The sequence below is a fragment of the Vannielia litorea genome (assembly GCF_900142295.1).
Lineage (GTDB): Bacteria > Pseudomonadota > Alphaproteobacteria > Rhodobacterales > Rhodobacteraceae > Vannielia > Vannielia litorea.
The window spans coordinates 436,483-461,957 of record NZ_FSRL01000001.1; the positions used below are offsets into that span (position 1 = coordinate 436,483).

The 25,475-nt window shown below is 68.4% G+C and carries 33 protein-coding genes; 12 read left to right on the forward strand and 21 right to left on the reverse strand.

From position 1 onward, the window contains the following. The first annotated feature begins 93 nt into the window (after positions 1 to 93). Together nth and BUR94_RS02200 are read left to right on the forward strand one after the other, a co-directional pair. The gene (gene nth / locus BUR94_RS02195) at positions 94 to 741 is read left to right on the forward strand and encodes an endonuclease III (RefSeq protein WP_084192880.1); all 648 of its coding nucleotides are present in this window, start codon (positions 94 to 96) and stop codon (positions 739 to 741) included. Beyond that, positions 738 to 1,733: an adenosine kinase gene (locus BUR94_RS02200; RefSeq protein WP_245794337.1), complete on the forward strand. Its 996-nt coding sequence runs from the start codon at positions 738 to 740 to the stop codon at positions 1,731 to 1,733. The genes nth and BUR94_RS02200 overlap by 4 nt, the downstream gene beginning before the upstream one ends. 152 nt (positions 1,734 to 1,885) lie before the next feature. Here BUR94_RS02200 and BUR94_RS02205 read toward each other — a convergent pair whose 3' ends face one another. Further along, positions 1,886 to 2,743, reverse strand: a complete 858-nt coding sequence (locus BUR94_RS02205) for an SDR family NAD(P)-dependent oxidoreductase (protein ID WP_084192881.1) — start codon at positions 2,741 to 2,743, stop codon at positions 1,886 to 1,888. 46 nt (positions 2,744 to 2,789) lie between these two features. Between BUR94_RS02205 and BUR94_RS02210 the strand changes: the two genes are divergently transcribed. Further along, on the forward strand, positions 2,790 to 3,401 hold the full coding sequence (locus BUR94_RS02210) for a TetR/AcrR family transcriptional regulator (protein WP_074254634.1): 612 nt from the start codon (positions 2,790 to 2,792) through the stop codon (positions 3,399 to 3,401). On the opposite strand, the gene BUR94_RS02215 is transcribed toward BUR94_RS02210, so the two are convergent. Beyond that, positions 3,398 to 4,216 carry a sulfotransferase family protein gene (locus BUR94_RS02215; protein ID WP_074254635.1) on the reverse strand — a complete coding sequence of 273 codons (819 nt, stop codon included), beginning with the start codon at positions 4,214 to 4,216 and terminating at the stop codon, positions 3,398 to 3,400. The genes BUR94_RS02210 and BUR94_RS02215 overlap by 4 nt on opposite strands. A 149-nt stretch (positions 4,217 to 4,365) precedes the next feature. Here BUR94_RS02215 and BUR94_RS02220 point away from each other — a divergent pair, with 149 nt between their 5' ends. Continuing rightward, entirely contained in the window at positions 4,366 to 5,943 is a 1,578-nt protein-coding gene (locus BUR94_RS02220) for a DUF5928 domain-containing protein (RefSeq protein WP_074254636.1), read from the forward strand. Between the two features lie 8 nt (positions 5,944 to 5,951). Beyond that, a complete protein-coding gene (locus tag BUR94_RS02225) occupies positions 5,952 to 6,326 on the forward strand; it encodes an HIT domain-containing protein (RefSeq protein WP_074254637.1) in 375 nt (124 codons plus the stop codon). A gap of 119 nt (positions 6,327 to 6,445) precedes the next feature. On the opposite strand, the gene BUR94_RS02230 is transcribed toward BUR94_RS02225, so the two are convergent. Beyond that, positions 6,446 to 7,243: an ATP-grasp domain-containing protein gene (locus BUR94_RS02230; RefSeq protein ID WP_139301204.1), complete on the reverse strand. Its 798-nt coding sequence runs from the start codon at positions 7,241 to 7,243 to the stop codon at positions 6,446 to 6,448. A gap of 88 nt (positions 7,244 to 7,331) precedes the next feature. On the opposite strand from BUR94_RS02230, the gene BUR94_RS02235 reads away from it, so the two are divergent. Continuing rightward, on the forward strand, positions 7,332 to 7,514 hold the full coding sequence (locus BUR94_RS02235) for a zinc-finger domain-containing protein (protein ID WP_074254639.1): 183 nt from the start codon (positions 7,332 to 7,334) through the stop codon (positions 7,512 to 7,514). Between the two features lie 10 nt (positions 7,515 to 7,524). On the opposite strand, the gene BUR94_RS02240 is transcribed toward BUR94_RS02235, so the two are convergent. From BUR94_RS02240 to BUR94_RS02275, 8 genes are all read right to left on the reverse strand, one after another. After that, on the reverse strand, positions 7,525 to 8,007 hold the full coding sequence (locus BUR94_RS02240; protein WP_074254640.1) for a PaaI family thioesterase: 483 nt from the start codon (positions 8,005 to 8,007) through the stop codon (positions 7,525 to 7,527). Further along, complete coding sequence (locus BUR94_RS02245; RefSeq protein WP_074254641.1) at positions 8,004 to 9,506, reverse strand: malonate--CoA ligase; 1,503 nt, start codon at positions 9,504 to 9,506, stop codon at positions 8,004 to 8,006. The genes BUR94_RS02240 and BUR94_RS02245 overlap by 4 nt, the downstream gene beginning before the upstream one ends. Then, the gene (ureG, locus tag BUR94_RS02250) at positions 9,503 to 10,132 is read right to left on the reverse strand and encodes an urease accessory protein UreG (RefSeq protein WP_074254642.1); all 630 of its coding nucleotides are present in this window, start codon (positions 10,130 to 10,132) and stop codon (positions 9,503 to 9,505) included. The genes BUR94_RS02245 and ureG overlap by 4 nt, the downstream gene beginning before the upstream one ends. After that, the gene (locus tag BUR94_RS02255) at positions 10,129 to 10,542 is read right to left on the reverse strand and encodes a DUF3995 domain-containing protein (protein WP_074254643.1); all 414 of its coding nucleotides are present in this window, start codon (positions 10,540 to 10,542) and stop codon (positions 10,129 to 10,131) included. Before BUR94_RS02255 ends, ureG begins: the two co-directional genes overlap by 4 nt. Positions 10,543 to 10,756: 214 nt before the next feature. Continuing rightward, a complete protein-coding gene (locus BUR94_RS02260) occupies positions 10,757 to 11,413 on the reverse strand; it encodes an urease accessory protein UreF (RefSeq protein ID WP_074257537.1) in 657 nt (218 codons plus the stop codon). Further along, positions 11,403 to 11,945 carry an urease accessory protein UreE gene (locus tag BUR94_RS02265; RefSeq protein WP_074254644.1) on the reverse strand — a complete coding sequence of 181 codons (543 nt, stop codon included), beginning with the start codon at positions 11,943 to 11,945 and terminating at the stop codon, positions 11,403 to 11,405. The genes BUR94_RS02260 and BUR94_RS02265 overlap by 11 nt, the downstream gene beginning before the upstream one ends. Further along, positions 11,942 to 12,538: a hypothetical protein gene (locus tag BUR94_RS02270; protein ID WP_074254645.1), complete on the reverse strand. Its 597-nt coding sequence runs from the start codon at positions 12,536 to 12,538 to the stop codon at positions 11,942 to 11,944. The genes BUR94_RS02265 and BUR94_RS02270 overlap by 4 nt, the downstream gene beginning before the upstream one ends. After that, on the reverse strand, positions 12,535 to 13,113 hold the full coding sequence (locus BUR94_RS02275; RefSeq protein ID WP_074254646.1) for a hypothetical protein: 579 nt from the start codon (positions 13,111 to 13,113) through the stop codon (positions 12,535 to 12,537). Before BUR94_RS02275 ends, BUR94_RS02270 begins: the two co-directional genes overlap by 4 nt. A 216-nt stretch (positions 13,114 to 13,329) precedes the next feature. On the opposite strand from BUR94_RS02275, the gene BUR94_RS02280 reads away from it, so the two are divergent. After that, on the forward strand, positions 13,330 to 13,680 hold the full coding sequence (locus tag BUR94_RS02280; RefSeq protein WP_074254647.1) for a hypothetical protein: 351 nt from the start codon (positions 13,330 to 13,332) through the stop codon (positions 13,678 to 13,680). Between the two features lie 200 nt (positions 13,681 to 13,880). Here the strand turns inward: BUR94_RS02280 and ureC are convergent, their stop codons facing one another. The 10 genes from ureC to BUR94_RS02325 form a co-directional block, all read right to left on the reverse strand. Continuing rightward, the gene (gene ureC, locus BUR94_RS02285) at positions 13,881 to 15,590 is read right to left on the reverse strand and encodes an urease subunit alpha (RefSeq protein WP_074254648.1); all 1,710 of its coding nucleotides are present in this window, start codon (positions 15,588 to 15,590) and stop codon (positions 13,881 to 13,883) included. 11 nt (positions 15,591 to 15,601) lie between these two features. Beyond that, positions 15,602 to 16,012: a type II toxin-antitoxin system VapC family toxin gene (locus tag BUR94_RS02290; protein ID WP_074254649.1), complete on the reverse strand. Its 411-nt coding sequence runs from the start codon at positions 16,010 to 16,012 to the stop codon at positions 15,602 to 15,604. Next, the gene (locus BUR94_RS02295) at positions 15,999 to 16,259 is read right to left on the reverse strand and encodes an AbrB/MazE/SpoVT family DNA-binding domain-containing protein (RefSeq protein WP_074254650.1); all 261 of its coding nucleotides are present in this window, start codon (positions 16,257 to 16,259) and stop codon (positions 15,999 to 16,001) included. The genes BUR94_RS02290 and BUR94_RS02295 overlap by 14 nt, the downstream gene beginning before the upstream one ends. A gap of 72 nt (positions 16,260 to 16,331) precedes the next feature. After that, on the reverse strand, positions 16,332 to 16,727 hold the full coding sequence (locus BUR94_RS02300; protein ID WP_074254651.1) for a carboxymuconolactone decarboxylase family protein: 396 nt from the start codon (positions 16,725 to 16,727) through the stop codon (positions 16,332 to 16,334). Further along, positions 16,727 to 17,542: a cyclase family protein gene (locus BUR94_RS02305; protein WP_074254652.1), complete on the reverse strand. Its 816-nt coding sequence runs from the start codon at positions 17,540 to 17,542 to the stop codon at positions 16,727 to 16,729. Before BUR94_RS02305 ends, BUR94_RS02300 begins: the two co-directional genes overlap by 1 nt. Positions 17,543 to 17,577: 35 nt before the next feature. Beyond that, complete coding sequence (locus BUR94_RS02310) at positions 17,578 to 17,883, reverse strand: hypothetical protein (protein ID WP_074254653.1); 306 nt, start codon at positions 17,881 to 17,883, stop codon at positions 17,578 to 17,580. After that, on the reverse strand, positions 17,880 to 18,188 hold the full coding sequence (locus BUR94_RS02315) for an urease subunit beta (RefSeq protein WP_074254654.1): 309 nt from the start codon (positions 18,186 to 18,188) through the stop codon (positions 17,880 to 17,882). Before BUR94_RS02315 ends, BUR94_RS02310 begins: the two co-directional genes overlap by 4 nt. After that, positions 18,185 to 18,349, reverse strand: coding sequence for an LPXTG cell wall anchor domain-containing protein (locus BUR94_RS20395; protein WP_139301205.1), 165 nt, complete (start codon positions 18,347 to 18,349; stop codon positions 18,185 to 18,187). The genes BUR94_RS02315 and BUR94_RS20395 overlap by 4 nt, the downstream gene beginning before the upstream one ends. A 12-nt stretch (positions 18,350 to 18,361) precedes the next feature. After that, a complete protein-coding gene (locus tag BUR94_RS02320; RefSeq protein WP_074254655.1) occupies positions 18,362 to 18,664 on the reverse strand; it encodes an urease subunit gamma in 303 nt (100 codons plus the stop codon). Between the two features lie 4 nt (positions 18,665 to 18,668). Further along, positions 18,669 to 19,478, reverse strand: coding sequence for an urease accessory protein UreD (locus tag BUR94_RS02325; RefSeq protein WP_074257538.1), 810 nt, complete (start codon positions 19,476 to 19,478; stop codon positions 18,669 to 18,671). Between the two features lie 389 nt (positions 19,479 to 19,867). On the opposite strand from BUR94_RS02325, the gene urtA reads away from it, so the two are divergent. From urtA to urtD, 5 genes are all read left to right on the forward strand, one after another. Continuing rightward, on the forward strand, positions 19,868 to 21,151 hold the full coding sequence (gene urtA, locus BUR94_RS02330) for an urea ABC transporter substrate-binding protein (protein ID WP_074254656.1): 1,284 nt from the start codon (positions 19,868 to 19,870) through the stop codon (positions 21,149 to 21,151). Between the two features lie 115 nt (positions 21,152 to 21,266). Beyond that, positions 21,267 to 23,240, forward strand: a complete 1,974-nt coding sequence (urtB, locus tag BUR94_RS02335; protein ID WP_074254657.1) for an urea ABC transporter permease subunit UrtB — start codon at positions 21,267 to 21,269, stop codon at positions 23,238 to 23,240. A gap of 107 nt (positions 23,241 to 23,347) precedes the next feature. Continuing rightward, complete coding sequence (locus BUR94_RS20595; protein WP_175570413.1) at positions 23,348 to 23,500, forward strand: hypothetical protein; 153 nt, start codon at positions 23,348 to 23,350, stop codon at positions 23,498 to 23,500. Then, positions 23,497 to 24,729, forward strand: coding sequence for an urea ABC transporter permease subunit UrtC (gene urtC / locus BUR94_RS02340; RefSeq protein ID WP_074254658.1), 1,233 nt, complete (start codon positions 23,497 to 23,499; stop codon positions 24,727 to 24,729). The genes BUR94_RS20595 and urtC overlap by 4 nt, the downstream gene beginning before the upstream one ends. After that, positions 24,726 to 25,466, forward strand: a complete 741-nt coding sequence (urtD, locus tag BUR94_RS02345; RefSeq protein ID WP_074254659.1) for an urea ABC transporter ATP-binding protein UrtD — start codon at positions 24,726 to 24,728, stop codon at positions 25,464 to 25,466. Before urtC ends, urtD begins: the two co-directional genes overlap by 4 nt. Positions 25,467 to 25,475: the final 9 nt, after the last annotated feature.

Sequence of the window (25,475 nt, forward strand, 5' to 3'; positions counted from 1 at the left end):
CCCGGAAGTTGCGCTAAGGCGGCACGACCTCAGCGCGTGCGCAAACCACCGTTACGCTTGCCCATTCCCCGCCCGCAGGGCAAAACAGCGCCCATGCCCGCGCCCGCCATGACATATCACCAGATCTCCGAGGTCTTCGCCCGCTTCCGCGAGGCCGAGCCCGAGCCCAAGGGCGAGCTGGAGCACACCAACGCCTTCACCCTGGTGGTCGCCGTCGCCCTCTCGGCCCAGGCCACCGACGCAGGCGTCAACAAGGCCACCCGCGCGCTCTTCGCCCTGGCCGACACGCCGCAGAAGATGCTCGACCTCGGGCTCGACGGGCTGACCGAGCACATCAAGACCATCGGCCTCTTCCGCCAGAAGGCGAAGAACGTGATGAAGCTGAGCCGGATCCTCGTCGACGAGTTCAACGGCGTCGTGCCCTCCTCCCGAGAGGCCCTCACCTCGCTGCCCGGCGTGGGCCGCAAAACCGCCAACGTGGTGCTGAACATGTGGTTCCGCCACCCCGCCCAGGCCGTCGACACCCACATCTTCCGCGTCGGCAACCGCACCGGCATCGCGCCCGGCCGCGATGTCGATGCCGTCGAGCGCGCCATCGAAGACCGCATCCCGGCCGAATACCAGCAGCACGCCCACCACTGGCTCATCCTGCACGGGCGCTACACCTGCAAGGCCCGCAAGCCGCTCTGCGCCACCTGCATCATCCGCGACATCTGCCTTTACGAGGAGAAGACCCTGTGACCACCCAGTATGACGTCGTCGGCATCGGCAACGCCATCGTCGACGTGATCTCCCACGGCGATGACAGCTTTCTCGACAACATGGGCATCGAGAAGGGCATCATGCAGCTCGTCGAGCGCAAGCGCGCCGAGGTGCTCTACGCCGCCATGACCGACCGGGTGCAAACGCCGGGCGGCTCGGTCGCCAACACGCTGGCGGGGCTGGGCACGCTGGGGCTGGCCACCGCCTTCGTCGGCCGGGTCAAGAACGACGCACTGGGCCGGTTCTACGCCGAGAACATGGAGAAGGACGGCACCACCTTTCCCAACCCGCCGGTCGATGACGCGAGCCAGCCGCCCACCTCCCGCTCGATGATCTTCGTCTCCCCCGACGGCGAGCGCTCGATGAACACCTACCTCGGCTGCGGCGCCGAGTTCGGCGAGGAGGACGTGGACGTTTCGGTCATGGAGAACACCCGCTACCTGTTTCTCGAGGGCTACCTCTTCGACAAGGACAAGGGCAAACGCGCCTTCATGGCCGCCGCCAACGCCTGCCACCACGCGGGCGGCAAGGCCGGCATCACGCTCTCCGATCCCTTCTGCGTCGACCGTCACCGCGACAGCTTCCGCGAGCTGATCGAGAACGACATGGATTACACCATCGGCAACGAGGCGGAGTGGAAATCGCTCTACCAGACCGACAGCCTGGAAACCGCGCTGAACGAGGCCGCCGCGATCTGCCCGGTGGTGGTCTGCACCCGCTCCGGCAACCCGGTGATCCTGATCCGCGACGACGAGCGCGTCGAGGTGCCGGTGCAGCGCGTCACGCCGGTGGATGCCACCGGGGCAGGCGACCAGTTCGCCGCCGGGTTTCTCTATGGGCTCGCCACCGGCCAGACGCTGGAGATGTCCGGCCGCATGGGCGTCACCGCCGCTGCCGAAGTCATCCGCCACATCGGCCCGCGCCCCGAGCGCCCGCTCCGCGAGGTTTTTCACAAGGCCGGCCTGCTCTAGGGCGGGCCCTGTCCCGCCACTCCGGCAGCCGCTCCTCGGCCCCTCCCGAGCCCTCCTCGCAGCTGCCCCGCCCCATGCGATGAGCGGCCGAAGGCCCCGAAGAGCAGCCCGGCCATGCCCGCGCATCCGCCTTCAGGGTGTCTTTGCGCAGCTCAGGCGCCCCGCATGCCAGTCTCCATCGGCCCCTTCGTAGCGCGCATCTTCCCGGCGATGATCCGGTCTGCCATCGCGGGCCATAGCCGGTCGATTGCCGAGAGCACCCCCGTCGGCCCAACGAACACCCGGCGCCGCCCCGCCGCGAGCCCGTCCAGCATCTGCCGCGCCGCCTCCTGCGGGGCCATCTTGCGCTTCGCCGGGGCCGAAAGCCCGGTGTCCACCAGCGCCATGACCACCTCGCTCAGCTGCATCGCGCGGCCCTCCACCCGCGCAAGGCTGCGTAGCCCGCGCGTGGCCGAGGCGAGCCCGGCCTTTGTGGCGCAATAGGTCACCGCATCCGGCAGCGGCGCGATGGCCAGCCCCGAGGTGACATTGGCCACCATGGCGCCCGGACGGCGGGCCAGCAGCGGCAGCATGTGCGCGGTGAGCGTGAGCGGCGCGATCAGGTTCACCGCAACCTCGCGGGCAATCTCCGCTTCGCGCGGGTCTTCCTCGGGCAGGCCGCGATCGGCGGGTTCGCTCAGGCGGGTGTGGATCATGATGGCGGCGTTGTTGATGAGCCCGGTGCAGCCCGGGTGCTCTGCCGCCACCCAGCGCGCCACCGCCAGCGGCATCCCCGGCGCGGCGAGGTCGGCGGCCAGCACATGCACGCGGCGCGGCTCCAGCGCCTTCAGTTCGGCCAGCGCCGCCTCACTGCGCGCCACCGTCAGCACCGTCGCGCCGCGCGCCAGCATCTGCTCTGCCGCCGCCCGCCCGATCCCCCGGCTGGCCCCGGTGATCAGCACCGTCGCGCCGTCGAATTCAAACCCTCGCTTCATCTCGACACCCTCTTGCTCTGCGGTCACTCGTTCCATAATGTGAGCAAGTATTCACATTGCCAACTCGCATTCGGATCCCGCCATGGCCGCCCCCGCAACCCCCCGAAAAAAGCCGGCTCAGGCCCGCTCTCTGGCTACATGGAATGCCGTTCTTGAAGCCGCAGCTCACATTTTGCGCAGCGAGGGCGCTCGGGCGCTGACCACCAACAGCGTGGCCGAGCGGGCCGGCGTGTCGATCGGCTCGCTCTACCAGTACTTTCCCTCCAAGGACGCGATCATCGCCGAGCTCGTGCGGGAGATGAAGGCCGCGATGGTGCGCGATTTCGCCACCGTGCTCGACGACGCCGCGCTCTGCGCCGCGCCCTTGCCCAAGCTTGTCGGGGCGATCATGCGCGCCAGCCTGCTGCACCATTCCCGCGACCCGGAGCTGGCCCGGCGGCTCGAAACCATCGAGCAGGACATGGCGGTGGATGCCGACCTCGCCGCGCTCAAGGCGGGGCTGACGGCCCGGTTCGTGCAACTTCTGCGGGGGCGCGGCGTGCCCCGCGCAGAGCAGGCCGTGCGCGACCTCACGGCCATGTCGATGGGCCTGAGCCACGCCGCGCTGCTGGCCGGGGAGGACGATTTCGAAGACCTCGCCGCCCGCCTCACCCGTGCCGCGCTGGGCTACCTGGGGATCGCGCCGGGGCCTTAATCCCCGAGCTTCGCGTGCACCTCTTCCAGGTCGATCTCGCCCGTTGGCATCTTGTTGGCGGGGTTCTCGAAGTCATACTTGAAGAGCTGGAAGTCGCGCTTGTAGATCTCGTAGACCAGATGCATCGACAGGTCGTCGAAGTAGTCTTCCACCGGATGCGCCCGTTTCGGCCCGTGCCCCTCGCTCTCGTTGAAGCGCGGGATCTCGTCCAGCTTGACCTCATGGGGCATCTCGACGGCGTCCAGCACCGACTGCATCCCCTCGTTGAACTTCTCGGTCCAGAAGATGTTGTCGTAGCTCCCGCCGTTCACGATGAAGGTGCTGATATGCCCCGACATGGCGCTCCAGTGAATGTCGGGCTCCATCGGTCGCCGCCAGCGGATGGTGTCGCGCGCGAACAGCAAAAACCGCCGGAAGCTCTTGATCTGGTCGAACTCGAAGCCGCTCTTCGGGTCGCCCACCTCGATCCCGTATTTCTGGATCAGCATGGGCACCAGCTTGCCCCGGTAGCGCTTGCCGTTGCGCTGGATGCCGCAGATCTTGTCGAAGAAGCTCGAAAGGATCCGGGTGTAGGGGTTGCGCACGCAGGTGAAGGCGTAGCTCTGATGCGCCGTCACATTGGCCTCGATCAGTGGCTGGCTCTCCTCCTGCGCCCATTTGTGCAGCCCCGCGGTGCTGTCGTGGATGTCGCCGTCAAAGAACTTGCCGTGATCGGAGTAGAACATGATCTGCCCGATGGTCGAGCAGGCGCACTTCGGCACCACCCGGTACACCACGCTCTCACTCTCCGTCATCCAAGTGCCGGGAAAGCCCATATTCACCGCCTCCAGAAACGCATATGGCCGCAAGTTGGCCTTCCGGCACCATTGACGGGGAAACTTACAAGGAAACCCTGTCTTTTCAATGTTTGGTTACGCTACTAACCCTAAACAGTGTCTTCAAAAAGGCTCCGCGAGTTTCCACCTTGGCAAAGATCGCCTTCATCCTGCTGTGTCACAAGGACCCCGACGCCATCATCGCCCAGGCCGAGAGCCTGACGGTGGTGGGCGACTACATGGCGATTCACTTCGATGCCCGCGCCAGGCCGGAGCATTACGCAAGGATTCGCGAGGCCCTGAAGGACAATCCCAACGTCACCTTCGCCCGCAAGCGCATCAAGTGCGGCTGGGGCGAGTGGAGCCTCGTGCAGGCCACCCTCAACGCCGTCGAGTCGGCCATCGAGGCCTTTCCGCGCGCCACCCACTTCTACATGCTCTCCGGCGATTGCCAGGCCATCAAGTCGGCCGAATACGCCCACGATTTCCTCGACCGCGACGATGCCGATTACATCGAGAGCTTCGACTATTTCAATTCCGACTGGATCAAGACCGGGATGAAGGAGGAGCGGCTGATCTACCGCCACTTCCTCAACGAACGAAAGCACAAGTGGCTGTTCTACCAGTCGCTCGAATGGCAGCGCCGCCTCGGCCTCACCCGCCCCGTGCCCGCCGACCTCCAGATGATGATCGGCTCGCAATGGTGGTGCCTGCGCCGCCGCACGGTCGAATGGGTGCTCGATTTCACAAGGACCCGGCGCGACGTGATGCGCTTCTTCCGCACCACCTGGATCCCCGACGAGACCTTCTTCCAGACCATCGTGCGTCATCTCGTGCCCGAGAACGAGATCCGCTGCCGCACCCTGACCTTCCTCATGTTCACCGACTACGGCATGCCGGTGACCTTCTACAACGACCACTACGACCTGCTGCTCAGCCAGGATTTTCTCTTCGCGCGCAAGATCAGCCCCGAGGCCGCCGATCTGAAAAAGCGCCTCGGCAAGCTCTATGCCGCCGCCGATCAGAGCTTCCAGATCTCCAACGAGGGCCGCAGGCTGTTTCACTTCCTCACCGGCCGCGGCCGCATCGGCCGCCGCTTTGCGCCGCGCTTCTGGGAGACCGAGGCGAGCCTCGGGCGGGGCCGCGAGCTGATGATCGTCATCTGCAAGAAATGGCACGTCGCCAAGCGCCTGTGCGAGCGCATCCGTGCCACCACCAACATCCCGGTCATCGAGTATCTCTTCAACGAGGAGAGCGCCCGGCTTCCCGACCTCGGCGGCATCCAGACCACCCTCGAAAAGCGCACCCGCCACCGCCGCGCGCTGATGCGGATGCTCTTCGACTACCACGACACCGATCGCCTGGTGATCTGCCTCGACCCGGCCAACATCGACCTGATGCAGGATTTCCACGCCGACAAGTCGTCGACCAAGATCCTCGATCTGGAGTGCGAGTTCACCGACAGCTACCTGCTCGGCCATGCCCGCCGCGTCGGGCTCGCGGGCGACCAGACCCCGCAGGACACGCTCGAGCGGCTGCTGCCGACCATCCGCTATGATATCGTCTTCGAGAAGGAGCGCATCCGCGACGCGGGTTTCGAGCATCTCGACCGCATCCGCGAAAGCGCGAGCGTCGAGGAGAACGTGCCGCCGCTGGCTCGCTTTCTCGGCATCCCGATCGACACGGCGTGGGAGATCGCCTCCACGCCGCATCTCTTCACCGACTGAGGACAAACATGGGCTACACCTACGATCCCGAAAACATTTTTGCCCGCATCCTGCGCGGCGAGATCCCCAACTCCACCGTCTACGAGACCGAGCACACGCTGGCCTTCCGCGATATCAACCCCCAGGCCCCCGTGCATGTGCTGGTGATCCCGAAGGGCCCCTACGTGAGCTACGACCACTTCGCCCAGGAGGCCTCCGAGGCCGAGATCGTCGATTTCACCCGCGCCCTGGGCAAGATCTGCGAGATGGAAGGGGTCGAGGCCCACGGTCCGGGCTGCCGTTTCATCTCCAACGCCGGCCACGATGGCGTGCAGGAGGTGCCGCATCTCCATGTCCACATCCTCGGCGGCCGCCCGCTGGGCCGGATGCTGTCGTCCGCCTGAGGCGCGGCGAAGCTGCTCACCCCGCGCAGGGTGGGCAATCTGCCCTGCCACGCCGCACATCGCCTGCGGGGTTGGTGCACCCCATCCCCCCCAGCCAGCCTTCTGGGTGACCCCACCGCCTACCGGCCCAACACCTCCAGCGCCGCGCCGAGCGCCTCCCGCGCCGCCGCCCATTGCGCCGGGCCCGCCGAGGCATAGGCATCGAGCCCCGGCGCCGCGTTGGCCTCGAGCACCACTGTCTCTTCGCCCACCACCAAGTCGACCCCGGCCCAGCGCAGCCCCAGTGCCTCCGCCGCCCGCACCGCAAGCGCCTCCGCCTCCGCGCCCGGTGCGCCATCCCGCACCGCTCCTCCGGCCGAGAGGTTGGCCGGCCCGCTGCCCGGCCGCACCCGCTCGTAGGCCAGCACGACGCGCCCCTCCAGCACCATCACCCGGTATTCCCGCCCCGGCGCATCGCGCTGCAACAGCACGTGCCGCCCGGCCTCCCGCAGCGGCGCCATCGCCGGCTCGAGCGCCCCGAAATCCTCCACCCGCACCACGCCCGCGCCGCCATGCCCGTCATTGGGCTTCACCCAGAGCGGCACGCCGCAGGCCTGCCGCGCCCAGGCGATCCCCGGCGCCGCATCCCCCCCGGCCAGCACGATCACATGCTCCGGCACCGGCACGCCCGCGTAAGCCATCACCTTCGCCGCATAATCCTTGTCGCCCGCCAGCCGCGCCGCCGCGTCGCCGTTCAGCCCCAGTGCCGCGCCATGCACCGCATGCGTCCGCCCGCCCGCGTCGGTGTAAAACCCGAACCGCCCCACGAAGGGCTCCGCCACCACCCGGCCGCCCAGCCGCTCTGCCGCCTCCGCCATCAGCCGCAGGAACGGGCGCATCCCTGCGTGCGGCGCGACCAACCACCGCGCGTCGTTCATGCCGCTGCCCACTTGAACGGCCTCCCCATCCTGCTATTTTCACGAGGCAATTCTGGCCCGCCCCCGTGCCCCCCGCAAGGAGAGACCCATGACCATCGCCGCCCCCGAGACCGAAGTCGTTTCCGCCTGGCGCGTCTCCTGCGACGGCGGCGAGGGCGCGCTTGGCCATCCCCGCGTCTGGCTCTCCGTGAGCCATGAGACCGGCGAGGTCGAATGCGGCTATTGCGACAAGAAGTTCATCCACCAGAGCTTCGCGCCGAAGGCCCCGTGATCCGGCCTGCCTACCGCGTCATGATCATGCAGGTCGTCGACCCGGTCGCATAGACCCGCCCGTCCTCGACCCCCAGGATCTCGCCCCGCGCCACGCCCGTCGAGCGGCCCACGTGCTGGACCTCGCCCACCGCCAGCACCTCGCAGCCCACCGGGATCGGGCGGGTGATGTTCACCTTGTATTCCAGCGTCGTGTACCAGCTGCCCTTTGGCACCTTCGTCATCACCGCGCAGGCCATGCAGCTGTCGAGCAGCGTGCCGTACCAGCCGCCATGGGTGCCGCCCATCGGGTTGGCATGGGCAAACTTCGGCGCGCCGCGAAACACCACGCGCCCCTCCGCCACCTCGTCCAGCCAGTACTCCATCACGCCCGAGATCGGCGGCCCCGCGATCTCGCCCGCGAGAATCCCCTGCATGAACTCCAGCCCCGACATCGAGAGCAACTCGTCGAATGTCGCCAGCTCCTCCGGCCCCGCCGCGATCTTCCGACTCATCCGAACACCCGCTTGTAACGCTCCCGCAGCGCCGCCTTCTGCACCTTGCCCATGGTGTTGCGCGGCAGCCCCTCCACCACATCGAAGTGCCGCGGATGCTTGAACCGCGCCAGCGCCTCGTCCAGCGCCGTCTGCACCGCGCCAAGGTCCACCTCCGCCCCGGCCTCCTCCACGATCACCGCCACCGGGCTCTCGCCAAAGTCGCCGTGCGGAGCCCCCACCACCGCGCTTTCCAGCACGCCCTCCACCGCGTCGATCACCGCCTCCACCTCCTTGGGGTAGATGTTATAACCCCCCGAAATAATGAGGTCTTTCCCGCGCCCGACGATGCTGACATAACCCCGCGCGTCGATCACGCCCAGATCGCCGGTGATGAAGAACCCGTCCTCGCGCAACTCGGCCGCCGTCTTCTCCGGCATCTGCCAATAGCCGCAAAACACGTTCTCCCCGCGCACCTCGATCATCCCCACCTCGCCATCGGGCAGGGCCTTGCCCTCCGCATCGCACACCTTCAGCTCCACGCCGGGCAGGGGCGGGCCCACCGTCCCCGCCACCCGCTCGCCGTCATAAGGGTTCGAGGTCAGCATGTTGGTCTCGGTCATCCCGTAGCGCTCCAGGATCCGCTGCCCCGTGCGCGCCTCGAACTGCCGGTGCGTCTCCTCCAGCATCGGGGCCGAACCGGAGATGAAGAGCCGCATGTGCCCGGCCAGCGCGGCGTCGAAGCGCGGCTCGTCCAGCAGCCGGGTGTAGAAGGTCGGCACCCCCATCATCGTCGTGGCCCGTGGCAGTGCCTCCAGCACCGTCTCCACCTCGAACTTCGGCAGCCAGATCATCCGCGCGCCCGACAAGAGCGCCACGTTCGTCGCCACGAAGAGCCCGTGGGTGTGGAAGATCGGCAGCGCGTGCAGCAGAACGTCCTCGTCGGTGAAATGCCAGCTCTCCACCAGCACCCGCGCATTGCTCAGCAGGTTCCGGTGCGAGATCATCGCCCCCTTCGACCGCCCAGTGGTGCCGGACGTGTAGAGAAACGCCGCCAGGTCGTCCGGCCCCCGCGCCACCGGCGCAAAGGCGCTGTCGCACCCCGCCGCCCGCGCCGCAAAACTCCCCGCGCCCCCCGGTCCGAGGCACTCGATCCGCGCAAACCTCTCCAGCCCCGCCAGCGCCTCCCGGTCCCCCGGATCGCACAAAAACAGCCGCGCCCCCGAGTTCTCCACGAAATAGGCCAGCTCCGCCGCCGGATACCCGGTGTTCAGCGGCAGAAATACCAGCCCCGCGGCAATGCAGCCGCCGATCAGCGCCAGCATCTCCGGGCTCTTCTCCAGCTGCATCGCCACCCGGTCGCCGGGCTCCAGCCCGAGGTCCGATAGCGCATGGGCGTAGCGCCCGACCTGCCCGACGAACTCGGAATACCCCAGCAGCACGGAGCCATCCGGCCGCAGCAAAAAGCCTCCCTCCCGGTCCGCGCAGGGCGCGATCAGCGCGTCGTAGAGCGGGTTCATTCCACCGCCACCTCGCCCAGCCCGCTCAGCGCCCGGATCTCCGCGATGACCGCCTCCAGCCCCTGCCCATGCCGCATCGCGCAAAAGAAGAAGGGCCGCCCCGCGCGCATCCGCGTCGCGTCCCGCTCCATCACCTCCAGCGAGGCGCCGACATGGGGCGCGAGGTCGGTCTTGTTGATGACCAGAATATCCGAGCGGGTAATCGCCGGCCCCCCCTTGCGCGGAATCTCCTCGCCCGCCGCCACGTCGATCACATAGATCGTCAGGTCCGCCAGCTCCGGCGAGAAGGTGGCCGACAGGTTGTCGCCCCCGCTCTCGATCAGCACCACCTCCACCTCGGGATGGCGCTTCACCATCTCCGACACGGCGGCGAGGTTGATCGAGGCATCCTCGCGGATCGCCGTATGCGGGCAGCCCCCCGTCTCCACCCCGATGATCCGGTCGGCCGGCAGAATCTGTGCCCGCACCAACGCCTCGGCGTCCTCGCGGGTGTAGATGTCATTGGTGATGACCCCCACCGAATGATGCGGCGAGAGCGCCTTCGCCAGCGCCCCCGTCAGCGTGGTCTTGCCCGCACCCACCGGCCCGCCAATCCCGATCCGCAAGGGCCCGTTCAACCGCGTCATGTCAAAGCTCCATATGTCAGAATGAGAAAGCCCGCCCCGATCCCGAGGCAGAGCGGGCCATAGATCCGCCGGTCCAGCGTGGCAAAGGGCTCTTCCGGCACCAGCCGCCGCCAGGCCGCCACATAGGCCGCCGCCCCCCGCGCGAGAAATACCGCCGTCAGAACCGCCAGCCCGAGCACCGTCACCGGATGCACCGGCAACCACACCCAGGCCGCCGCGAAGATCAGCGCCACCACCACCAGCGCGCAGGCCACCGCCCCGGGCATCGCCTCCACGCCCCGCGCGCCCAGCACCGCCCGCGCCAGCGCCCGCTCGTCGCCGAGCGGAAACCACCGGCCCAGCGCCCACATCAGGTGCAGCGCGGCCAGCACGACCAGCACGAAGGACAGAAGGCAGGACAGGGCGATCATCCCGCCATCCTTCCCACGGGCCAAATCCGCGCGCAAGATCGCCCCTGCGCGCGCCCCCGCTGCGTTTTCTTGCCGCGAGTACTCGATCCCGCCCCCTCGATCGGCACGACGGCCGATCAGGCCCCGCACGCCGCCATCCCCGCAAGGGCCTCCGGCCGATGAGGCGCAGCCAAAGAGGCCAGCCCGCCGAGCGCAGCGAGGCGACCTCGGGCCTTCAGCTCCGGAACACGCGAGAATACAGAGTCTCATGCCGCATCGCGGCCACATCGGCGGCAAAGCTCGCCGTCCCCAGCCCCTCGATCCCGCCCGCAATCGCCTGCCGTGCCACGCCCTCGCAGCGGGCCGTCAGCCGCGCCAGCATCGCCTGCGCCTCGGTCTGGCCCAGCGGCACCGCGCGGGTGGCCACCGCCACGAGGTTGCCGATGAAGCCCTGCAGGTACATCACCGCGGTCAGCTCCAGCGCCAGCCCGTGGAGTGCCGCCGCCCGTCCCACCGCCACCGGATAGGCCAGCGCCTCCACCGCCCGGTCCGGCCAGAGCGCGGAGACCGTCCGGGCAAAGGCCGTGCCCTGTTCCACCGTCTCCGCCAGCCGCTCCGCCGAGGGGGCCAGCGCGCGGGCCAGGGCGTCCACCCCCGCAAGGGCCGCGCCCTCCGCCCCATGGGCCGCCGCCAGCAGGGCCGCATCCGCACGCCCCGCGCCATCCTCCAGCACGCCTTCGAGCCAGGCCTCCACGCCGCCGCGGTCCACCCGGCCCTCCGCCAGGGCCGTCTCCAGCCCGTGCGACCAGGCGAAGGCCCCCACCGGAAACCCCGGCGAGAACCATTGCGCCAGCCGCAGCACCGCCTCGGTGCCGGCAGGCTCAGTGCTCATGCGAATGCCCATGCCCGTGGTCATGCCCGTGTCCATGCCCGTGTCCATGCCCGTGCCCGTGCCCCTCCGGCCCGTGCTGCGCCCCGTGGTCGTGCCCGTGGGTTCGCCCCTCGCCATAGGCGCCACCCTCCGGCGTGAAGGGCTCCACCACCTCCGCCACCTCCGCCCCAAGCCGCGCCAGCATGTCGGCCATCACATGGTCGCGTCGGATCAGCAGCCGGTCCGCCTCGACCTGGCAGGGCGTGTGCCGGTTGCCGATGTGCCAGGCCAGCCGCACCAGCCCGTCTCCCCGCACCTCCAGCAGCGGCTCCTCCGCCGCCTCCACCGCCACCAGCCCGCCACCCGCCAGCACCAGCGCGTCGCCGGCCTCGAGCGAGGTCGTCCGGGCGAGATCCACCAGCACCCGGCCAGCGCCCTCGGTCACCAGCACCCGGCGCCGCAGGAACCTCTCCTCGTAGCTCAGCCGCACCCGGTCGCCCGCGCCCTCGGCGGCCCCGCGTCGCACCTCCTGTGCCGTCTGCAAATCGCTCATTCCATCGCCTCGATCGAAACATAGTCGTAGCGGTCTACCCGGTCGTCCTCGTGCCAGGCCACCGCATAGCTGAAGCCCAGCTCCGGCAGGTAGTGCCGCTCTTCCCGCGCCACCTGCACACCGTCCTCGTAGATCCGCTGTTCCACCGGCACCACCGCGAGCCTGCAGCCGCCGATCTCCACCTCGCCCGCCGCGCCAAAGCGCAGGCCCAGCATCTCGGTGACCGGATCGCTGCCATAGGTCGCCACTATCCGCACGCCCCAGCCATGGCCAGGGAGCGGCTCCGGCGTCTCCTCGGGGCGCATCGGCAGGGCAAAGGTCGCGCGGCTTCCGGGCCGGGCAACGCCGCCCTCCAACTCGAGCGACTCCACCAGGTAGACCCCGCGCGCATAGGTGAACCGGGTCTCCCCGCCGCCCTGGGTGAGCCGGCTCTCCACCAGCGCCGGGCCGCCGCCTCGGCGGAAGTCCTCATGGTCGCCGCCCTCCAGCACCATCCGCACGCCGCCGCGCCCCAGATCGCCCGCGACCGGGCAGGCCGCCTCGGCCGTGCCCGTCGTGGCGCAGAGTGCCACCGCTGTCGCCGCCCGGATCATGGCATCGCCTCCACGCTCACATAGGTATAAACGTCCTCGCTCTCCCCGTCGGAATAGCCCGCGAGGTAGGAGTGCCCGAAGGCCACCAGGTAGTGCAGGCTGTCGCGGCTCACCTCCGTGCCATCCCTGAAATGCACCGTGCGCACCGGGATCACCTCGTAGGCGCAGCTGCCATAGGTCCAGGTCACCGGCGTGCCGAAGCTGTAGTCGTGCCGCTCCTGCCTGGTCTCGTCGCCCTCGACCACCAGCTCGAGCGACACTTCGAGCCCCGGCGCAGGGGCGGGCAGGGGGGTGGCATAGCGGTAGGTCGTCGGCGTCGCCACCTCGGTGCCGTTCTCCTCCTCCCGCACCTCCAGCGGAAACACCCCTTGCCCCAGCCGCACCTCGGAGACGTATCCCTCCACGATGAACCGCGAGCGCGTCTCGCCCTCCGCCGTGCCGCGCGTCACCTCCTCGACCTCGCCCGTGGCAAGACCCAGCCGCAGGCCCCTCTCCATGTCGGCGGCCACCGGACAGGCGGCAAGGGCAGGGGAGGCGGCGGCAACAAGGCCGATAGAGCAGATCAGGTGGCGCATCAGAGGTCTCCCGGCAGACAATGCCCCGAGCCTAACGGGTTTCGCACGGCATGGAAGGGCCACGGCGCCCCGGTGGCGGAGTTGGTCGCGGATCAGGCCGGGCCGGATCGCATCCTGCGCGCCCCGCCGCGCGCGCCGGCACTCCGGCGGCGGCAAGGCCCGGCCCCTGGGTGGCGCGTAACGGCCCGTTAACCCCGGCCGGTCCACCCTTGCCCCATGAGCCGCCCCGAATCCTTTCCGCCCGCGCTGCCCACCCAGCCTGCCGCCCTTGCCGACGCGCTGGGCGCGATCCGGGCGCAGATGGCCGTGCTGAAGACCTGCGAGGCCGCGCTCCGCCGCGCCCTCGTCGAGGCGCGTCCCAACGGCCCCGTCACCGGCGCGGCCTTCACCGTCACCCTCCACCACGGAACCCGCCGCAGGCTCGACCCAACGCGCCTGCCCGCCTACATCCGCGACGACCCGGCCTTCTGGCGGGAGAGCCGCAGCACCACCCTCGTCACCACGCCCAGGGCTTCCGCCGAAACGCCGGAAGACGACGACTTCGAGGTGATCGAACGCTTCGGCTGAGCCGCGGGGAGCTCCTTCGCCGCCCTCTCCGCCATCCTCGGGCCTGCCCGGGGATGTCGCCGGCCGCCGCTCGCACGGTTGGTTCAACCCGTCCCGCCACCGCGGGCGGCACTGACCGGCTTGCGGGAGGCGAGGGCCCAGGCGGCCCACGCCCGACCTGCGCCCGGCCCGCAGGCAGGGCAATCTGCCCACCACCCTGCTCAGAACAGGAAATACCGCTGCGCCATCGGCAACCGCTCCGCCGGCTGGCAGGTCAGCAGCTCGCCATCCGCCCGCACCTCGTAGGTTTCGGGGTGCACCTCGATCTTCGGCGTCGCGTCGTTCAGCTTCAGCGACGACTTGCCGATCCCCCGCGTGCCCTTCACCGCCAGCAGATCCTTCGCCAGCCCGAGTTGCCCGCGCAGCCCCCCGGCCAGCGCCGCCTCGCTGACGAAGAGCGCCGCCGAGCGCTCCACCGCGCGGCCCATCGAGCCGAACATCGGCCGCGTGTAAACCGGCTGCGGCGTGGGGATCGAGGCATTCGGGTCGCCCATCTGCGCCACCGCGATCATGCCGCCCAACAGCACCATCTCCGGCTTCACGCCAAAGAACGCCGGGCTCCACAGCACAAGGTCGGCCCGCTTGCCCACCTCGATGCTGCCGATCTCATGGCTCATCCCGTGCGCAATCGCCGGGTTGATCGTGTATTTCGCCACGTAGCGCCGGGCACGGAAATTATCGTTGTCGCCGGTCTCCTCGGCGAGCCGCCCGCGCTGCTTCTTCATCTTGTCGGCGGTCTGCCAGGTGCGGATCACCACCTCGCCCACACGCCCCATCGCCTGGCTGTCACTGGCGATGATGCTGAACGCCCCCATGTCGTGCAGGATGTCCTCCGCCGCAATCGTCTCGCGCCGGATGCGGCTTTCGGCAAAGGCCACGTCCTCGGGGATCGACTTGTCGAGGTGGTGGCACACCATGAGCATGTCGAGATGCTCTTCCAGCGTGTTCACCGTGAAGGGCCGCGTCGGGTTGGTGGAGGACGGCAGCACGTTCTCCTCGCCGCAAACCTTGATGATATCCGGCGCATGGCCCCCGCCCGCCCCCTCGGTGTGAAAGGCATGGATCGTGCGCCCCTTGATCGCCGCCACCGTGTTCTCGACAAAGCCGCTCTCGTTGAGCGTGTCGGTGTGGATCATCACCTGCACGTCCATCTCGTCGGCCACGCTCAGGCAGCAATCAATCGCGCCGGGCGTGGTGCCCCAGTCCTCGTGCAGTTTCAGCGCACAAGCCCCGCCCTCCACCATCTCCACCAGCGCGCCGGGCAGCGAGGCATTGCCCTTGCCCGCCAACCCGATATTCATCGGCACCCCGTCCAGCGCCTGCAACATTCGCCCGATGTGCCAGGGCCCTGGCGTGCAGGTGGTGGCCAGCGTGCCATGCGCCGGCCCTGTGCCGCCGCCCAGCATGGTGGTGAGCCCCGAGTGCAGCGCATCCTCGATCTGCTGCGGGCAGATGAAATGGATGTGGCTGTCAAAGCCCCCCGCCGTCAGGATCTTGCCCTCGCCCGCAATCGCCTCCGTGCCGGGGCCGACGATGATATCCACCCCCGGCTGCGTATCGGGGTTGCCCGCCTTGCCGATGGCGGCGATCCGCCCGTCCTTCAGCCCGATGTCGGCCTTGTAGATCCCGGTCCAGTCCAGCACGAGCGCGTTGGTGATCACCGTATCCACCGCGCCCTCTGCCCGCGTCACCTGAGACTGCCCCATCCCGTCCCGGATCACCTTGCCGCCGCCGAATTTCACCTCCTCGCCATAGGTTGTAAAATCCTTCTCCACCTCGATCACCAGATCGGTATCCGCCAGCCGCACCCTGTCGCCGGTGGTCGGGCCGAACATGGCGGCATAGTCGGAACGGGAGATCGTGGTGGCCATGGCGGCTCCTTTCAGGCGAGAGCGGTGAAATGTTTCGAGCGGGCGGCCCGTTTGTCGAAGGTGAGCGTGGTCTTGCAGCCCGCTTCGGAATTGATTGCGCCGATCAACTGGTCGGCAAAGCCGCCGCCCGGCGCGTTGGCGAACTCCTCCAGCGCCAGTTCCACGGCCTGCCGGTCCGACACCTTCACGTTCTCCGAGTAGAGCAAGCGCTCGACTATCTCGATCTGGGTCTCAGCCGGGCGCTTGAACACATTGGCAACCACCCAGATCGTTTCGGCAACGACCACGGCGTTCACGAAACACTCCTCGCGGGCGCCGATAATGGCCTCCTCGACAAGGCGCACTTGGGACTCGGACCGACCCGACTGACCTTCGTCGGCAGAGAGCCAGCGCAGCAAGACGTTGGTATCAAGACCGATCATGCCCACGTCCCAGCGCGGTCCTGGCCTGGCCCACGGCTTCTGAGATCTCATCCAGTTCCACGGGCCTTCCGAGGTTCAGCGCCCCCTTCAGGTCGGCGAAGGAGCCGGAGAGCTTCACGATGCGATAGCTGCCATCCGCCTCTTTGACATAGCGAATGCGGTCGCCCGGCATGAGGTCCAGGGCGGTGCGAAGCTCGGAGGGCAGGGTGGTTTGCCCCTTGGATGTGATCTTCGAGATCAGGCTCATGACTTACTCCTGCAGATTTCCTTACATTGCGCCAAAAGTAAGGAATATCTTGAGTCGTCGCAAGCCGAGCCCTCAAACATCAAACACCTCATCGACCGGCACCTGCAGCGCCGTGACCATCCCGTTGGTCATCATCGCCGCACCGATCACCCGGATCAGCTCGGCGTGCATCGCCTCGCTCATCCCCTTGGCCTTCGCTGCCGCCGTGTGGCTGTGCACGCAGTAGGAGCACCCGTTCGCCGTGCTCACCGCGACGTAGATCATCTCCTTCACCAGCGGGTCGAGCGCGCCCGGCGCCATTACCGCCGAGAGCTGCGCCCAAGTCGCCTCCAGCGCCGCCTCGTCATGCGCCAGCGCCCGCCAGAAGTTGTTGACGAAGTCGGTGCCCCTGGCCTTTCGGATCGCGGCAAAGACCGCCGCCGCCCGGGGCGAGAGCTCCTCGTCGCTCAGAAGGGGCACCGTCGCCATCAGACCACCGCCATCACGCGGGCAGGCCCGCCGGTGCCCCCGCCGTGCTTGGGCGCGCCCACGAAAAGCGTGGCCCCGGCCGCCGGCACCGCGTCGAGGTTGGCCAGGTTCTCGATCCCGTAGCGCCCGGCGGGCAACCAGGAGTAATGCACCGCAAAATCCGCCGAGTTGCCCGGATCGAGCGAGAGCGTGTCCACCCCGATGCTCGCCACGCCCATCTCCAGCAGCATGTCCGTCGCCGCCTTGGCGAAGCCCGGAAAGGCGAAGTTCCCCGCGCCGTCATTGCGGAACGACGGATCGCCCATCTTCGCGCCCCAGCCCGAGTTCATCGCCACGCAGGCCCCTTCCGGGATCTCGCCATTGGCCGAGACCCAGGCCTCGATATCCTCCGGCTCCACCATCGCGTTCGGGTCTTCGGCGGCCTTGGCCTTCAGGTCGATCACGCAGAGCGGGCACATCAGGCTCTCGGGCGGCAGCATGTCGACCGTGTTCGTCCCTTCGGCAAAATGCGCAGGCGCGTCGATATGGGTGCCGGAATGCTCGAAAAACGAGACCTTCCAGATCTTGTAGCCATCGGCGGCATAGTCCTTGTCGGGCGCAAACTCGATCCCCGGCATCCCGTCAAAGGTCGGAAACTCCGGTGTCAGCGTCCAGGTCAGGTCCACCACCTTGCCGGTGGACTGCGCCAGCGCGGGCTTGGCGGCCATCGCCCCGGCCGCCACCGCCGCAACCCCGGCCGCCGCACTGCGGGCAAAAAACCCGCGACGGCTCATCGCACTCTTACGAACATTCTCGATCAGGCAGGCATTGCACATGTCAGAACTCCCATTCTGGTTGAACGTCCCGAACCCTATCCCAGCTTCGGCCCCCGCCGGCCCAGCCGCCGAACGTTGGAGCGCGTCTTCTGCCGTACCGGCCGCAGCGCCGCCGCAGCCACGTCGCGGCCCCCGAGCGCGGCCAGCGTAGCCGCCTCGGCGGCCTTCACGAAAGCCAGCTGCTTCTCCCGCACCATCCGCGCGTTTTCGCCCGGAGTCACATTCCAGGCGCCGGCCATGCCCAGCATCCGCATCCAGATCACGGCGCTGGCCTCCAGCGTCATCTGGGCATACTGCATCTGCAGGCGCATCATCGCCGCGGGGTTGAAAAAGGGGCTCATTCCAGCGCCCCCATGACCTTCTGGTTGAAGCCATAGACCTTTCGCGCCCCGCCGTAGGGGATGAGGTTCACCTCCCGCGCCTGGCCGGGCTCGAACCGCACCGCCGTGCCGGCGGCAATGTCGAGCCGCATCCCCCGCGCCGCGTCGCGGTCGAAGTCCAGCGCCGCGTTGGTCTCGGCAAAATGGTAGTGGCTGCCCACCTGCACCGGCCGGTCGCCGGTGTTGGCCACCCGCAGCGTCACCGCCGCGCGACCCGCGTTCAGCTCGATCTCGCCCGGCGCGCAGATCACCTCGCCCGGGATCATCGCCGCGCCCGCCGGACCATGAGCACCCCGGCCAGGCCGACGAGGGCCGCCGCCGCGATCAGCGGCCAGGCCGAGGGGGCCTCGCCATGCGGGTGCAGATGGGCGCCCGTATGGGCGAGGGCGGGGGCGGCGGTTGCCAGCAGGGCGGCCAGGTACTTCATCGGTCTTCCTCTTCAGCGAATGGGGTTGTGCACGGTCACCAGCTTGGTGCCGTCCGGAAAGGTCGCCTCCACCTGCACCTCGTGGATCATCTCGGCGATCCCCTCCATGCATTGATCGGCGGTAATCACCTGCGCCCCGGCCTCCATCATGTCGGCCACCGAGCGCCCGTCGCGCGCGCCTTCCACCACGGCGTCGGTGATCAACGCGATCGCCTCGGGATGGTTCAGCTTGACGCCGCGCGCGAGCCGCTTGCGGGCCACCTCGGCGGCCATGGCGATGAGGAGCTTGTCCTTTTCGCGGGGGGTGAGTTGCATGGGTTCAAAGCCTCCAGGATCGTGGAAGGGTATTGCCCGAGAGCCGGTCCAGCGCGGGCATCAGCAGTTGGCGCAGGGCAAAGCCGTCGGGGGCAAGGAATCGGGCCACCATCACATCTTGGGCGATCAGCGAGGCGCCCGCCAGCGCGCTCTCGGGGAGGGCGGCGCGCAGCGCGTCCCTCTGGTGCTCGGCATCCCCGCCGACATGCACCACCAGCGCCATCGCCCGGCTGCCCGCACCGGTCGCCGGGCCCGCGAGCTGCGCCGCGATATCGCCTTCGAGCCGGGTGGCATCAGTGAAAAGCCGCTCATCCTCTCGAAAAATCTCCACCCGGTCGCTGAACAAGCCCTCGGTGAGCACCTCGCCCATCGCCGTCCGGCCAAAGACCACCGGCTCGCACAGGAGCAGCCGCGCATCGTCCTCCAGTTCCACCCTCAACCGGCGGCGCAGGGCGCAGGCCTGAAACAGGATCGTCTCCTGCGGCAGCCAGTGCAGCACCGCGCCCGCCCCCGCCTTCAACCGCACGGCAATCTCGCCCACCTCGCCCGGCTGCGCCCGGTAGGCCCGCTCGCAGGCCTGGGTCGTCACGCTGAGCGCCGCGCCCGCCTCGGCCTCGGCCTCGAGCCGAAAGCGGTCGCCCCCGGTGATCCCGCCCGCCGAGTTCACCACCATCGCCTGCACCGTGCCGCGGCTGCGCGGAAACAGAAGCTTCAGCGCGCCCGACATGCGCAGCGCCCCGATCCGCCCGCCCGTGCGCGCCGAAACCCGCGCCGCGCCCTCGGCTCTCGGCTGCGCCCTGCGCAGCGTGCTCATGTCGGTCCCGATTGTGATGGCATCCCCCGGCATTCGTTCTGCCCTCGTTTTGACCATGCGGCCCGTTGGCTGACCATATGGGAGCGCCGAACCTCTCCCTGCGTCAATCCTTGCGCCCAATTATTGTGCGCCAACTGCGGAGGATGCCCGGAATTGCATCATTTTGCGCCGCAGCACCTTTTTCTGCACCGCCAAAATTGCGCGGTCCCCGCCTCGATTCAAAGCATGACCACGCCCGGCGCGGTGGATCTTCCCGCAGCCCGGGTGCGTGGCAGCCGCCGACGGGGACCCGGATCAAGCCGCCGCGCCATCAGCAACAGGAACTTGTTTCGCTGTGTGCCCGGGTGCTGCCAAAGGCCAAGCCCGCACGCGTCGAACGGAGGGATGATATGACCGTATTCAAGACAACCGCCGCCTCCGCGCTGGCACTCGGCCTCACCGCCGGCGCCGCGCTGGCCCAGGACTGCCCGATCAAGGTCGGCGTGCTGCACTCGCTCTCGGGCACCATGGCGATCTCCGAGACCACGCTGAAGGAGACGATGGAAATGCTCGTCGCCGACCAGAACGCCGCCGGCGGCCTGCTCGGCTGCGAGCTCGAGGCCGTGGTCGTCGACCCCGCCTCCGACTGGCCGCTCTTCGCCGAAAAGGCCCGCGAGCTGCTGACCGTCCACGAGGTCGATGTGATCTTCGGCAACTGGACCTCCGTGAGCCGCAAATCCGTCCTGCCGGTGATCGAAGAGCTGAACGGCCTTTTGTTCTATCCGGTGCAATACGAGGGCGAGGAGTCCTCCAAGAACGTCTTCTACACCGGCGCCGCCCCCAACCAGCAGGCCATTCCGGCCACCGATTACTTCCTTGACGAACTCGGCGTGGAGAAGTTCGCGCTGCTGGGCACCGACTACGTCTACCCGCGCACCACCAACAACATCCTCGAGAGCTACCTGAAGTCCAAGGGCATCGCCGCCGAGGACATCTTCGTCAACTACACCCCCTTCGGCCATTCCGACTGGTCCAAGATCGTGTCCGACGTGGTGGCGCTGGGCGCCGACGGCAAGAAGGTCGGCGTGATCTCCACCATCAACGGTGACGCCAACATCGGCTTCTACAAGGAGCTGGCCGCGCAGGGCGTCTCGGCCGAGGATATCCCCGTGGTGGCCTTCTCCGTGGGTGAGGAAGAGCTTGCGGGCCTCGACACCTCCAACCTCGTCGGCCACCTCGCCGCCTGGAACTACTTCATGTCCGCCGACACCGAGGCCAACGCCGAGTTCATCGCCAAGTGGCACGAGTTCATCGGCTCCACCGATCGCGTCACCAACGACCCGATGGAGGCCCACTACATCGGCTTCAACATGTGGGTGAACGCGGCCACCGCCGCCGGCACCACCGAGGTCGACGCCGTGCGCGAGGCGATGTGGGGCCAGGAGTTCCCCAACCTGACCGGCGGCACCGCCGTGATGGGCGTGAACCACCACCTCTCCAAGCCGGTGCTGATCGGCGAGATCCGGGCCGACGGCCAGTTCGACATCATCTCCGAGACCGACCCGGTCCCCGGCGATGCCTGGACCGACTTCCTGCCCGAGAGCGCGGTGCTGGAGTCCGACTGGAAAGATCTCCAGTGCGGCATGTACAATACCCAGACCTCCACCTGCGTGCAGATCGAAAGCAACTACTGAGGCTCCGGCCTCGACCGGGCGGCGCGGGATTCTGCGCCGCCCGGAACGCCATCGGCGAGGGCGGCCCAGGCGGCCCTCACCGGCCCCAGGGGATAATCGCGCGGTGGGAATTCCAATGATGTTCAAGGCCTTGCAGGCTCTGGCGCTCCTCTGCGCCCTCACGTCGGCCGCGCCGCTCGCCGCCCAGGAGGCACCCGGCCCGATCCAGGCGCTGCTCCAGGAGCACGCCGCCGACATCGCCAAGCCCTCGCGCCGCACGATCCAGCCGGTGATCGACGCGCTGGCCGCCTCCGAGCTCGACGGCATGCAGCAGGTGCTCCAGTCCTGGGAGGCCCGCAGCATGTATCAGCGCGAGGCCGACGGCTGGTTCTTCGCCGGCAAGCCGGGCCCGGATCGAACCGTGATCCTCACCGATTTCGACAGCGGCGAGGAGCTTCCGCCCGCAGCCTCCGACGCCGCCTCGAACCTCAAGCCCAACTCCGGCGTGCGCGGCCTCATCGCCTCCGCCCTGGTGCGCTTCCAGCTGCTCGATGACAACGCCGCCCGCAGGCAGGATGCCCTCACCGCCATCGCCCGCACCCCCGACCGCGCGCATCTGGAGCCGCTCGCCGCATCCATCGACGACGAGCCGGACCCGGAGCTCAAGGCGCAAAAGCAGCGTCTCCTCACCCTGCTCACCATCTCCTACGGCGCGAGCGACGAGGCCCGCATCGCCGCCATCGAGAGCATGGCGGGCGATCTCGGCGTCGACACCCGCGCCACCCTCAACCCGCTGGTCGCCACCACGCTGAAGCTCGCGCCGGGCGACACCCCGCCCGCCTCCGCCAACGTCGCCCGCACCCTCCGCGCAGGCTCCGAGGCGCTGCCGCGCGAGGCCGCCTACGACCTCATCGCCGCCGAGGCGGGCCTGCCCGCCCGCATCTCCCCCGCCGACCGCCGCGCAGCCCTTCAGGCCAACGTGTCGGGCGGCGCCGTGGGGGGCGTGCCGCTCTCTGAGCTGAACACCGTCGCCGCCCGCGAACGCGCCTATGAGGCGCTCGAGGCCGCCGGTGCCGTGGCGCCCGCGCCCACCGAGCAGGAGATCGACGCCGCACTCGCCGGCTACACCTTCTACGAAGACTACGCCGAGCCCTCCGCGCCCGTCACCGAGGCCGCCCGCGACGCGCTCCGCGCGATCGACAGCAAGGTGGGCCTCAACACCACCCTCGACCTCGGGCTCGACGCGCTCTCGCTCGCCTCCATCTACTTTCTTGCCGCCATCGGGCTCGCCATCACCTTCGGGGTGATGGGGGTCATCAACATGGCGCACGGCGAGTTCATCATGATGGGCGCCTACACCGGCTACGTCGTGCAGCAGGTGATCCCCAACCACACCGTCTCGATCCTCGTCGCCATCCCGCTCGCCTTCGCCGTCACCTTCGCCGCGGGCGTGGCGATGGAGCGGCTGGTGATCCGCTGGCTCTACAACCGTCCGCTCGAAACGCTCCTGGCCACCTTCGGCATCTCCATCGCCCTGCAACAGCTGGCCAAGAACATCTTCGGCACCCAAGCCCGTCCGCTCACCGCGCCCTCCTGGCTCGACGGCCAATGGCAGATCAACGAGATCGTCGCCATCTCCAACATCCGCGTGGCCATCTTCGTTCTGGCGCTGGTGTTCCTCTGCTTCTTCCTCTTCCTGATGAAGAAGACGCGGCTGGGGCTGGAGACCCGCGCCGTCACCCAGAATCCCCGCATGGCCGCCTCCATGGGCATCAACCCCGGCCGGGTGAACATGCTCACCTTCGGCCTCGGATCGGGCATCGCCGGCATCGCGGGCGTGGCCATCGGCCTCTACGCCAAGGTGACCTCCGAACTGGGCTCCGATTACATCGTGCAGAGCTTCATGACCGTTGTGGTCGGCGGGGTGGGCAACATCTGGGGAACGCTGCTGGGCGCCACCATGATCGGCTCGCTGCAAAAGGGCATCGAATGGCTCAACCCCTCCAACACCCTCGCGGCCCAGACCTACATGATCATCTTCATCATCATCTTCATCCAGTTCCGCCCGAGAGGCATCATCGCCCTCAAGGGCCGCGCGGCGGGGGATTGAGCATGTTTGGGTTGACCCTCCGTACCGGAAATGGCGCATCGACCCAGCGGAGCACCCGGCCGCCAACGGCGGCCTGCGCCGGCACCGCCCCCCGTCACGCCGAAGGCGTGGTTTCAGCACGACGGGGCGGGCGCTTCGTCGATCTTCTGCTGACCGGCACCGGATCGCGCGACGGCGAAGCCATCGCTGGTGGCACTGCGCCCCGTGCGGTGCGGGCGCTGGCCTCGCTCTGCAATCTCACCCGGAGGGCCACCCAATGAACCGCTCCTTCATCGCCCGTAACCCCTCCATCCTTGTCTTCCTCGCCTGCCTCGGCATCTTCACCCTCGCCGTCACCGTGGCCTCCGAAGGCTTCGGCCTCGGCCTGATCTCCACCTCCTTCGTCAAGACCCTCGGCAAGACCCTCTGCCTCTGCCTCGTCGCCGTGGCGATGGACCTGATCTGGGGCTACTGCGGCATCCTCTCGCTCGGCCACTTCGCCTTCTTCGGGATCGGCGGCTACATGGTGGGGATGTGGCTGATGTACGAGCGCACCCGCCTGATCGTGACCGAGAGCATGGCCGCGCAAACCATCCCGCCCACCCCGCAAGAGGTGGTCGACGCCATCGGCACCCAGATCTTCGGCGTGGTGGGCTCCTCCGAGTTTCCGCTCATCTGGTCCTTCGCCCACTCGCTCACGCTGCAACTCATCCTCGTGGTCGCGGTGCCGGGCCTGCTCGCGCTGGTCTTCGGCTGGCTCGCCTTCCGCTCCCGCGTAACCGGCGTGTATCTCTCGATCCTCACGCAAGCCATGACCCTCGCCCTCGCGCTCTACCTCTTCCAGAACGACAGCGGGCTGCGCGGCAACAACGGCCTCTCGGGCCTGCAAAACCTGCCCGGCGTCTCCGCCTCGCAGGACGTGGTCTCGGTCTGGTTCCTCTGGGCCTCGGCGCTGGCGCTGGGGCTTGGCTACCTGCTCGCCGCCTTCGTGGTCTCCGGCAAGTTCGGCTCGGTCATTCGCGGCATCCGCGACAACGAGGCCCGCGTGCGTTTCCTGGGCTACTCGGTCGAAACCTACAAGCTCGCCATGTTCACCCTCACCGCCTGCATCGCGGGCGTCGCGGGCGCGCTCTACTACCCGCAGGCGGGCATCATCAACCCGGCCGAGATCGCACCGATCGCCTCGATCTACCTCGCCGTCTGGGTCGCCATCGGGGGCAGGGGCCGCCTCTACGGCGCGGTCATCGGCGCGGCGCTGGTGTCGCTCGTCTCCACCTTCTTCACCGGCGGCCAGGCTCCCGACATTCCGCTCGGCTTCTACACCATCGCCTGGGTCGACTGGTGGACGGTGCTGCTGGGCCTCACCTTCGTGCTGGTCACCCTCTTCGCCCCCAAGGGCATCGGCGGCCTCTTCGACCTCGTGGCCCACCGCCTTCCCGCCAACCGCCACGGGGCAGACTACGGCCCCGACCAGGGCAGCCTGCGCGAAAAGGAGGGCCCCGGCCAATGAGCACCCTGCTGGAAGTCAACGGCATCTCCGTCACCTTCGACGGCTACAAGGCGATCCGGAACCTGTCGTTCAACATCGGCGAGGCCGAGCTGCGCGCCATCATCGGCCCCAACGGCGCCGGCAAGACCACCTTCATGGATATCGTCACCGGCAAGACCCGCCCCGACGAGGGCAAGGTGATCTGGGGCGAGATGAGCCGCAACCTCATCGGCATGAACGAGGCGAAGATCGCCCAGGCCGGCATCGGCCGGAAGTTCCAGAAGCCCACCGTGTTCGAAGACCAGTCGGTGCGCGACAACCTCACCATGGCGCTGAAAAACAAGCGTGGCTGGTCCTCGGTGCTGTTCTGGAAGCCTACCCGGGCCGACGAGAACCGCGTGGTCGAACTCGCCTCCGAGATCGGCCTGGCCGACGCGCTCGACCGCACCGCGGGCGAGCTCTCGCACGGGCAGAAACAGTGGCTCGAGATCGGCATGCTGCTCGCCCAGGAGCCCCGCCTCCTGCTGGTCGACGAGCCCGCGGCCGGCATGACCCTCGCCGAACGCGAGCACACCACCGACATCCTCAAGGAGGCGGCCAAGACCCGCGCCGTGGTGGTGGTGGAGCACGACATGGAGTTCGTCCGCCGGCTCGACTGCAAGGTGACCGTGCTGCACGAGGGCTCCGTGCTGGCCGAAGGCTCGCTCGACCACGTCACCTCCAACCCGCAAGTCATCGAGGTGTATCTTGGCCGCTGATACAGCAAA

What these genes read in the sequence shown, in the direction of transcription:
- ureG (WP_074254642.1), bottom strand. Translation starts at nt 10,132, where the DNA reads ATGACGCGGTTGAACGGGCCCTTGCGGATCGGGATTGGCGGGCCGGTG.
- BUR94_RS02230 (WP_139301204.1), bottom strand. Translation starts at nt 7,243, where the DNA reads ATGAACGACGCGCGGTGGTTGGTCGCGCCGCACGCAGGGATGCGCCCG.
- BUR94_RS02315 (WP_074254654.1), bottom strand. Translation starts at nt 18,188, where the DNA reads ATGATCCCGGGCGAGGTGATCTGCGCGCCGGGCGAGATCGAGCTGAAC.
- BUR94_RS02240 (WP_074254640.1), bottom strand. Translation starts at nt 8,007, where the DNA reads ATGAGTCGGAAGATCGCGGCGGGGCCGGAGGAGCTGGCGACATTCGAC.
- BUR94_RS02255 (WP_074254643.1), bottom strand. Translation starts at nt 10,542, where the DNA reads ATGATCGCCCTGTCCTGCCTTCTGTCCTTCGTGCTGGTCGTGCTGGCC.
- BUR94_RS02325 (WP_074257538.1), bottom strand. Translation starts at nt 19,478, where the DNA reads ATGAGCACGCTGCGCAGGGCGCAGCCGAGAGCCGAGGGCGCGGCGCGG.
- BUR94_RS02225 (WP_074254637.1), top strand. Translation starts at nt 5,952, where the DNA reads ATGGGCTACACCTACGATCCCGAAAACATTTTTGCCCGCATCCTGCGC.
- BUR94_RS02205 (WP_084192881.1), bottom strand. Translation starts at nt 2,743, where the DNA reads ATGGAACGAGTGACCGCAGAGCAAGAGGGTGTCGAGATGAAGCGAGGG.
- urtA (WP_074254656.1), top strand. Translation starts at nt 19,868, where the DNA reads ATGACCGTATTCAAGACAACCGCCGCCTCCGCGCTGGCACTCGGCCTC.
- BUR94_RS02300 (WP_074254651.1), bottom strand. Translation starts at nt 16,727, where the DNA reads ATGGCGACGGTGCCCCTTCTGAGCGACGAGGAGCTCTCGCCCCGGGCG.
- urtB (WP_074254657.1), top strand. Translation starts at nt 21,267, where the DNA reads ATGATGTTCAAGGCCTTGCAGGCTCTGGCGCTCCTCTGCGCCCTCACG.
- BUR94_RS02305 (WP_074254652.1), bottom strand. Translation starts at nt 17,542, where the DNA reads ATGTGCAATGCCTGCCTGATCGAGAATGTTCGTAAGAGTGCGATGAGC.
- BUR94_RS02210 (WP_074254634.1), top strand. Translation starts at nt 2,790, where the DNA reads ATGGCCGCCCCCGCAACCCCCCGAAAAAAGCCGGCTCAGGCCCGCTCT.
- BUR94_RS02310 (WP_074254653.1), bottom strand. Translation starts at nt 17,883, where the DNA reads ATGAGCCCCTTTTTCAACCCCGCGGCGATGATGCGCCTGCAGATGCAG.
- BUR94_RS02215 (WP_074254635.1), bottom strand. Translation starts at nt 4,216, where the DNA reads ATGGGCTTTCCCGGCACTTGGATGACGGAGAGTGAGAGCGTGGTGTAC.
- BUR94_RS02280 (WP_074254647.1), top strand. Translation starts at nt 13,330, where the DNA reads ATGAGCCGCCCCGAATCCTTTCCGCCCGCGCTGCCCACCCAGCCTGCC.
- BUR94_RS02245 (WP_074254641.1), bottom strand. Translation starts at nt 9,506, where the DNA reads ATGAACCCGCTCTACGACGCGCTGATCGCGCCCTGCGCGGACCGGGAG.
- BUR94_RS02295 (WP_074254650.1), bottom strand. Translation starts at nt 16,259, where the DNA reads ATGAGCCTGATCTCGAAGATCACATCCAAGGGGCAAACCACCCTGCCC.
- BUR94_RS20395 (WP_139301205.1), bottom strand. Translation starts at nt 18,349, where the DNA reads ATGAAGTACCTGGCCGCCCTGCTGGCAACCGCCGCCCCCGCCCTCGCC.
- ureC (WP_074254648.1), bottom strand. Translation starts at nt 15,590, where the DNA reads ATGGCCACCACGATCTCCCGTTCCGACTATGCCGCCATGTTCGGCCCG.
- BUR94_RS02235 (WP_074254639.1), top strand. Translation starts at nt 7,332, where the DNA reads ATGACCATCGCCGCCCCCGAGACCGAAGTCGTTTCCGCCTGGCGCGTC.
- nth (WP_084192880.1), top strand. Translation starts at nt 94, where the DNA reads ATGCCCGCGCCCGCCATGACATATCACCAGATCTCCGAGGTCTTCGCC.
- BUR94_RS02275 (WP_074254646.1), bottom strand. Translation starts at nt 13,113, where the DNA reads ATGCGCCACCTGATCTGCTCTATCGGCCTTGTTGCCGCCGCCTCCCCT.
- BUR94_RS02265 (WP_074254644.1), bottom strand. Translation starts at nt 11,945, where the DNA reads ATGAGCGATTTGCAGACGGCACAGGAGGTGCGACGCGGGGCCGCCGAG.
- BUR94_RS02270 (WP_074254645.1), bottom strand. Translation starts at nt 12,538, where the DNA reads ATGATCCGGGCGGCGACAGCGGTGGCACTCTGCGCCACGACGGGCACG.
- urtD (WP_074254659.1), top strand. Translation starts at nt 24,726, where the DNA reads ATGAGCACCCTGCTGGAAGTCAACGGCATCTCCGTCACCTTCGACGGC.
- BUR94_RS02320 (WP_074254655.1), bottom strand. Translation starts at nt 18,664, where the DNA reads ATGCAACTCACCCCCCGCGAAAAGGACAAGCTCCTCATCGCCATGGCC.
- BUR94_RS02260 (WP_074257537.1), bottom strand. Translation starts at nt 11,413, where the DNA reads ATGAGCACTGAGCCTGCCGGCACCGAGGCGGTGCTGCGGCTGGCGCAA.
- urtC (WP_074254658.1), top strand. Translation starts at nt 23,497, where the DNA reads ATGAACCGCTCCTTCATCGCCCGTAACCCCTCCATCCTTGTCTTCCTC.
- BUR94_RS02290 (WP_074254649.1), bottom strand. Translation starts at nt 16,012, where the DNA reads ATGATCGGTCTTGATACCAACGTCTTGCTGCGCTGGCTCTCTGCCGAC.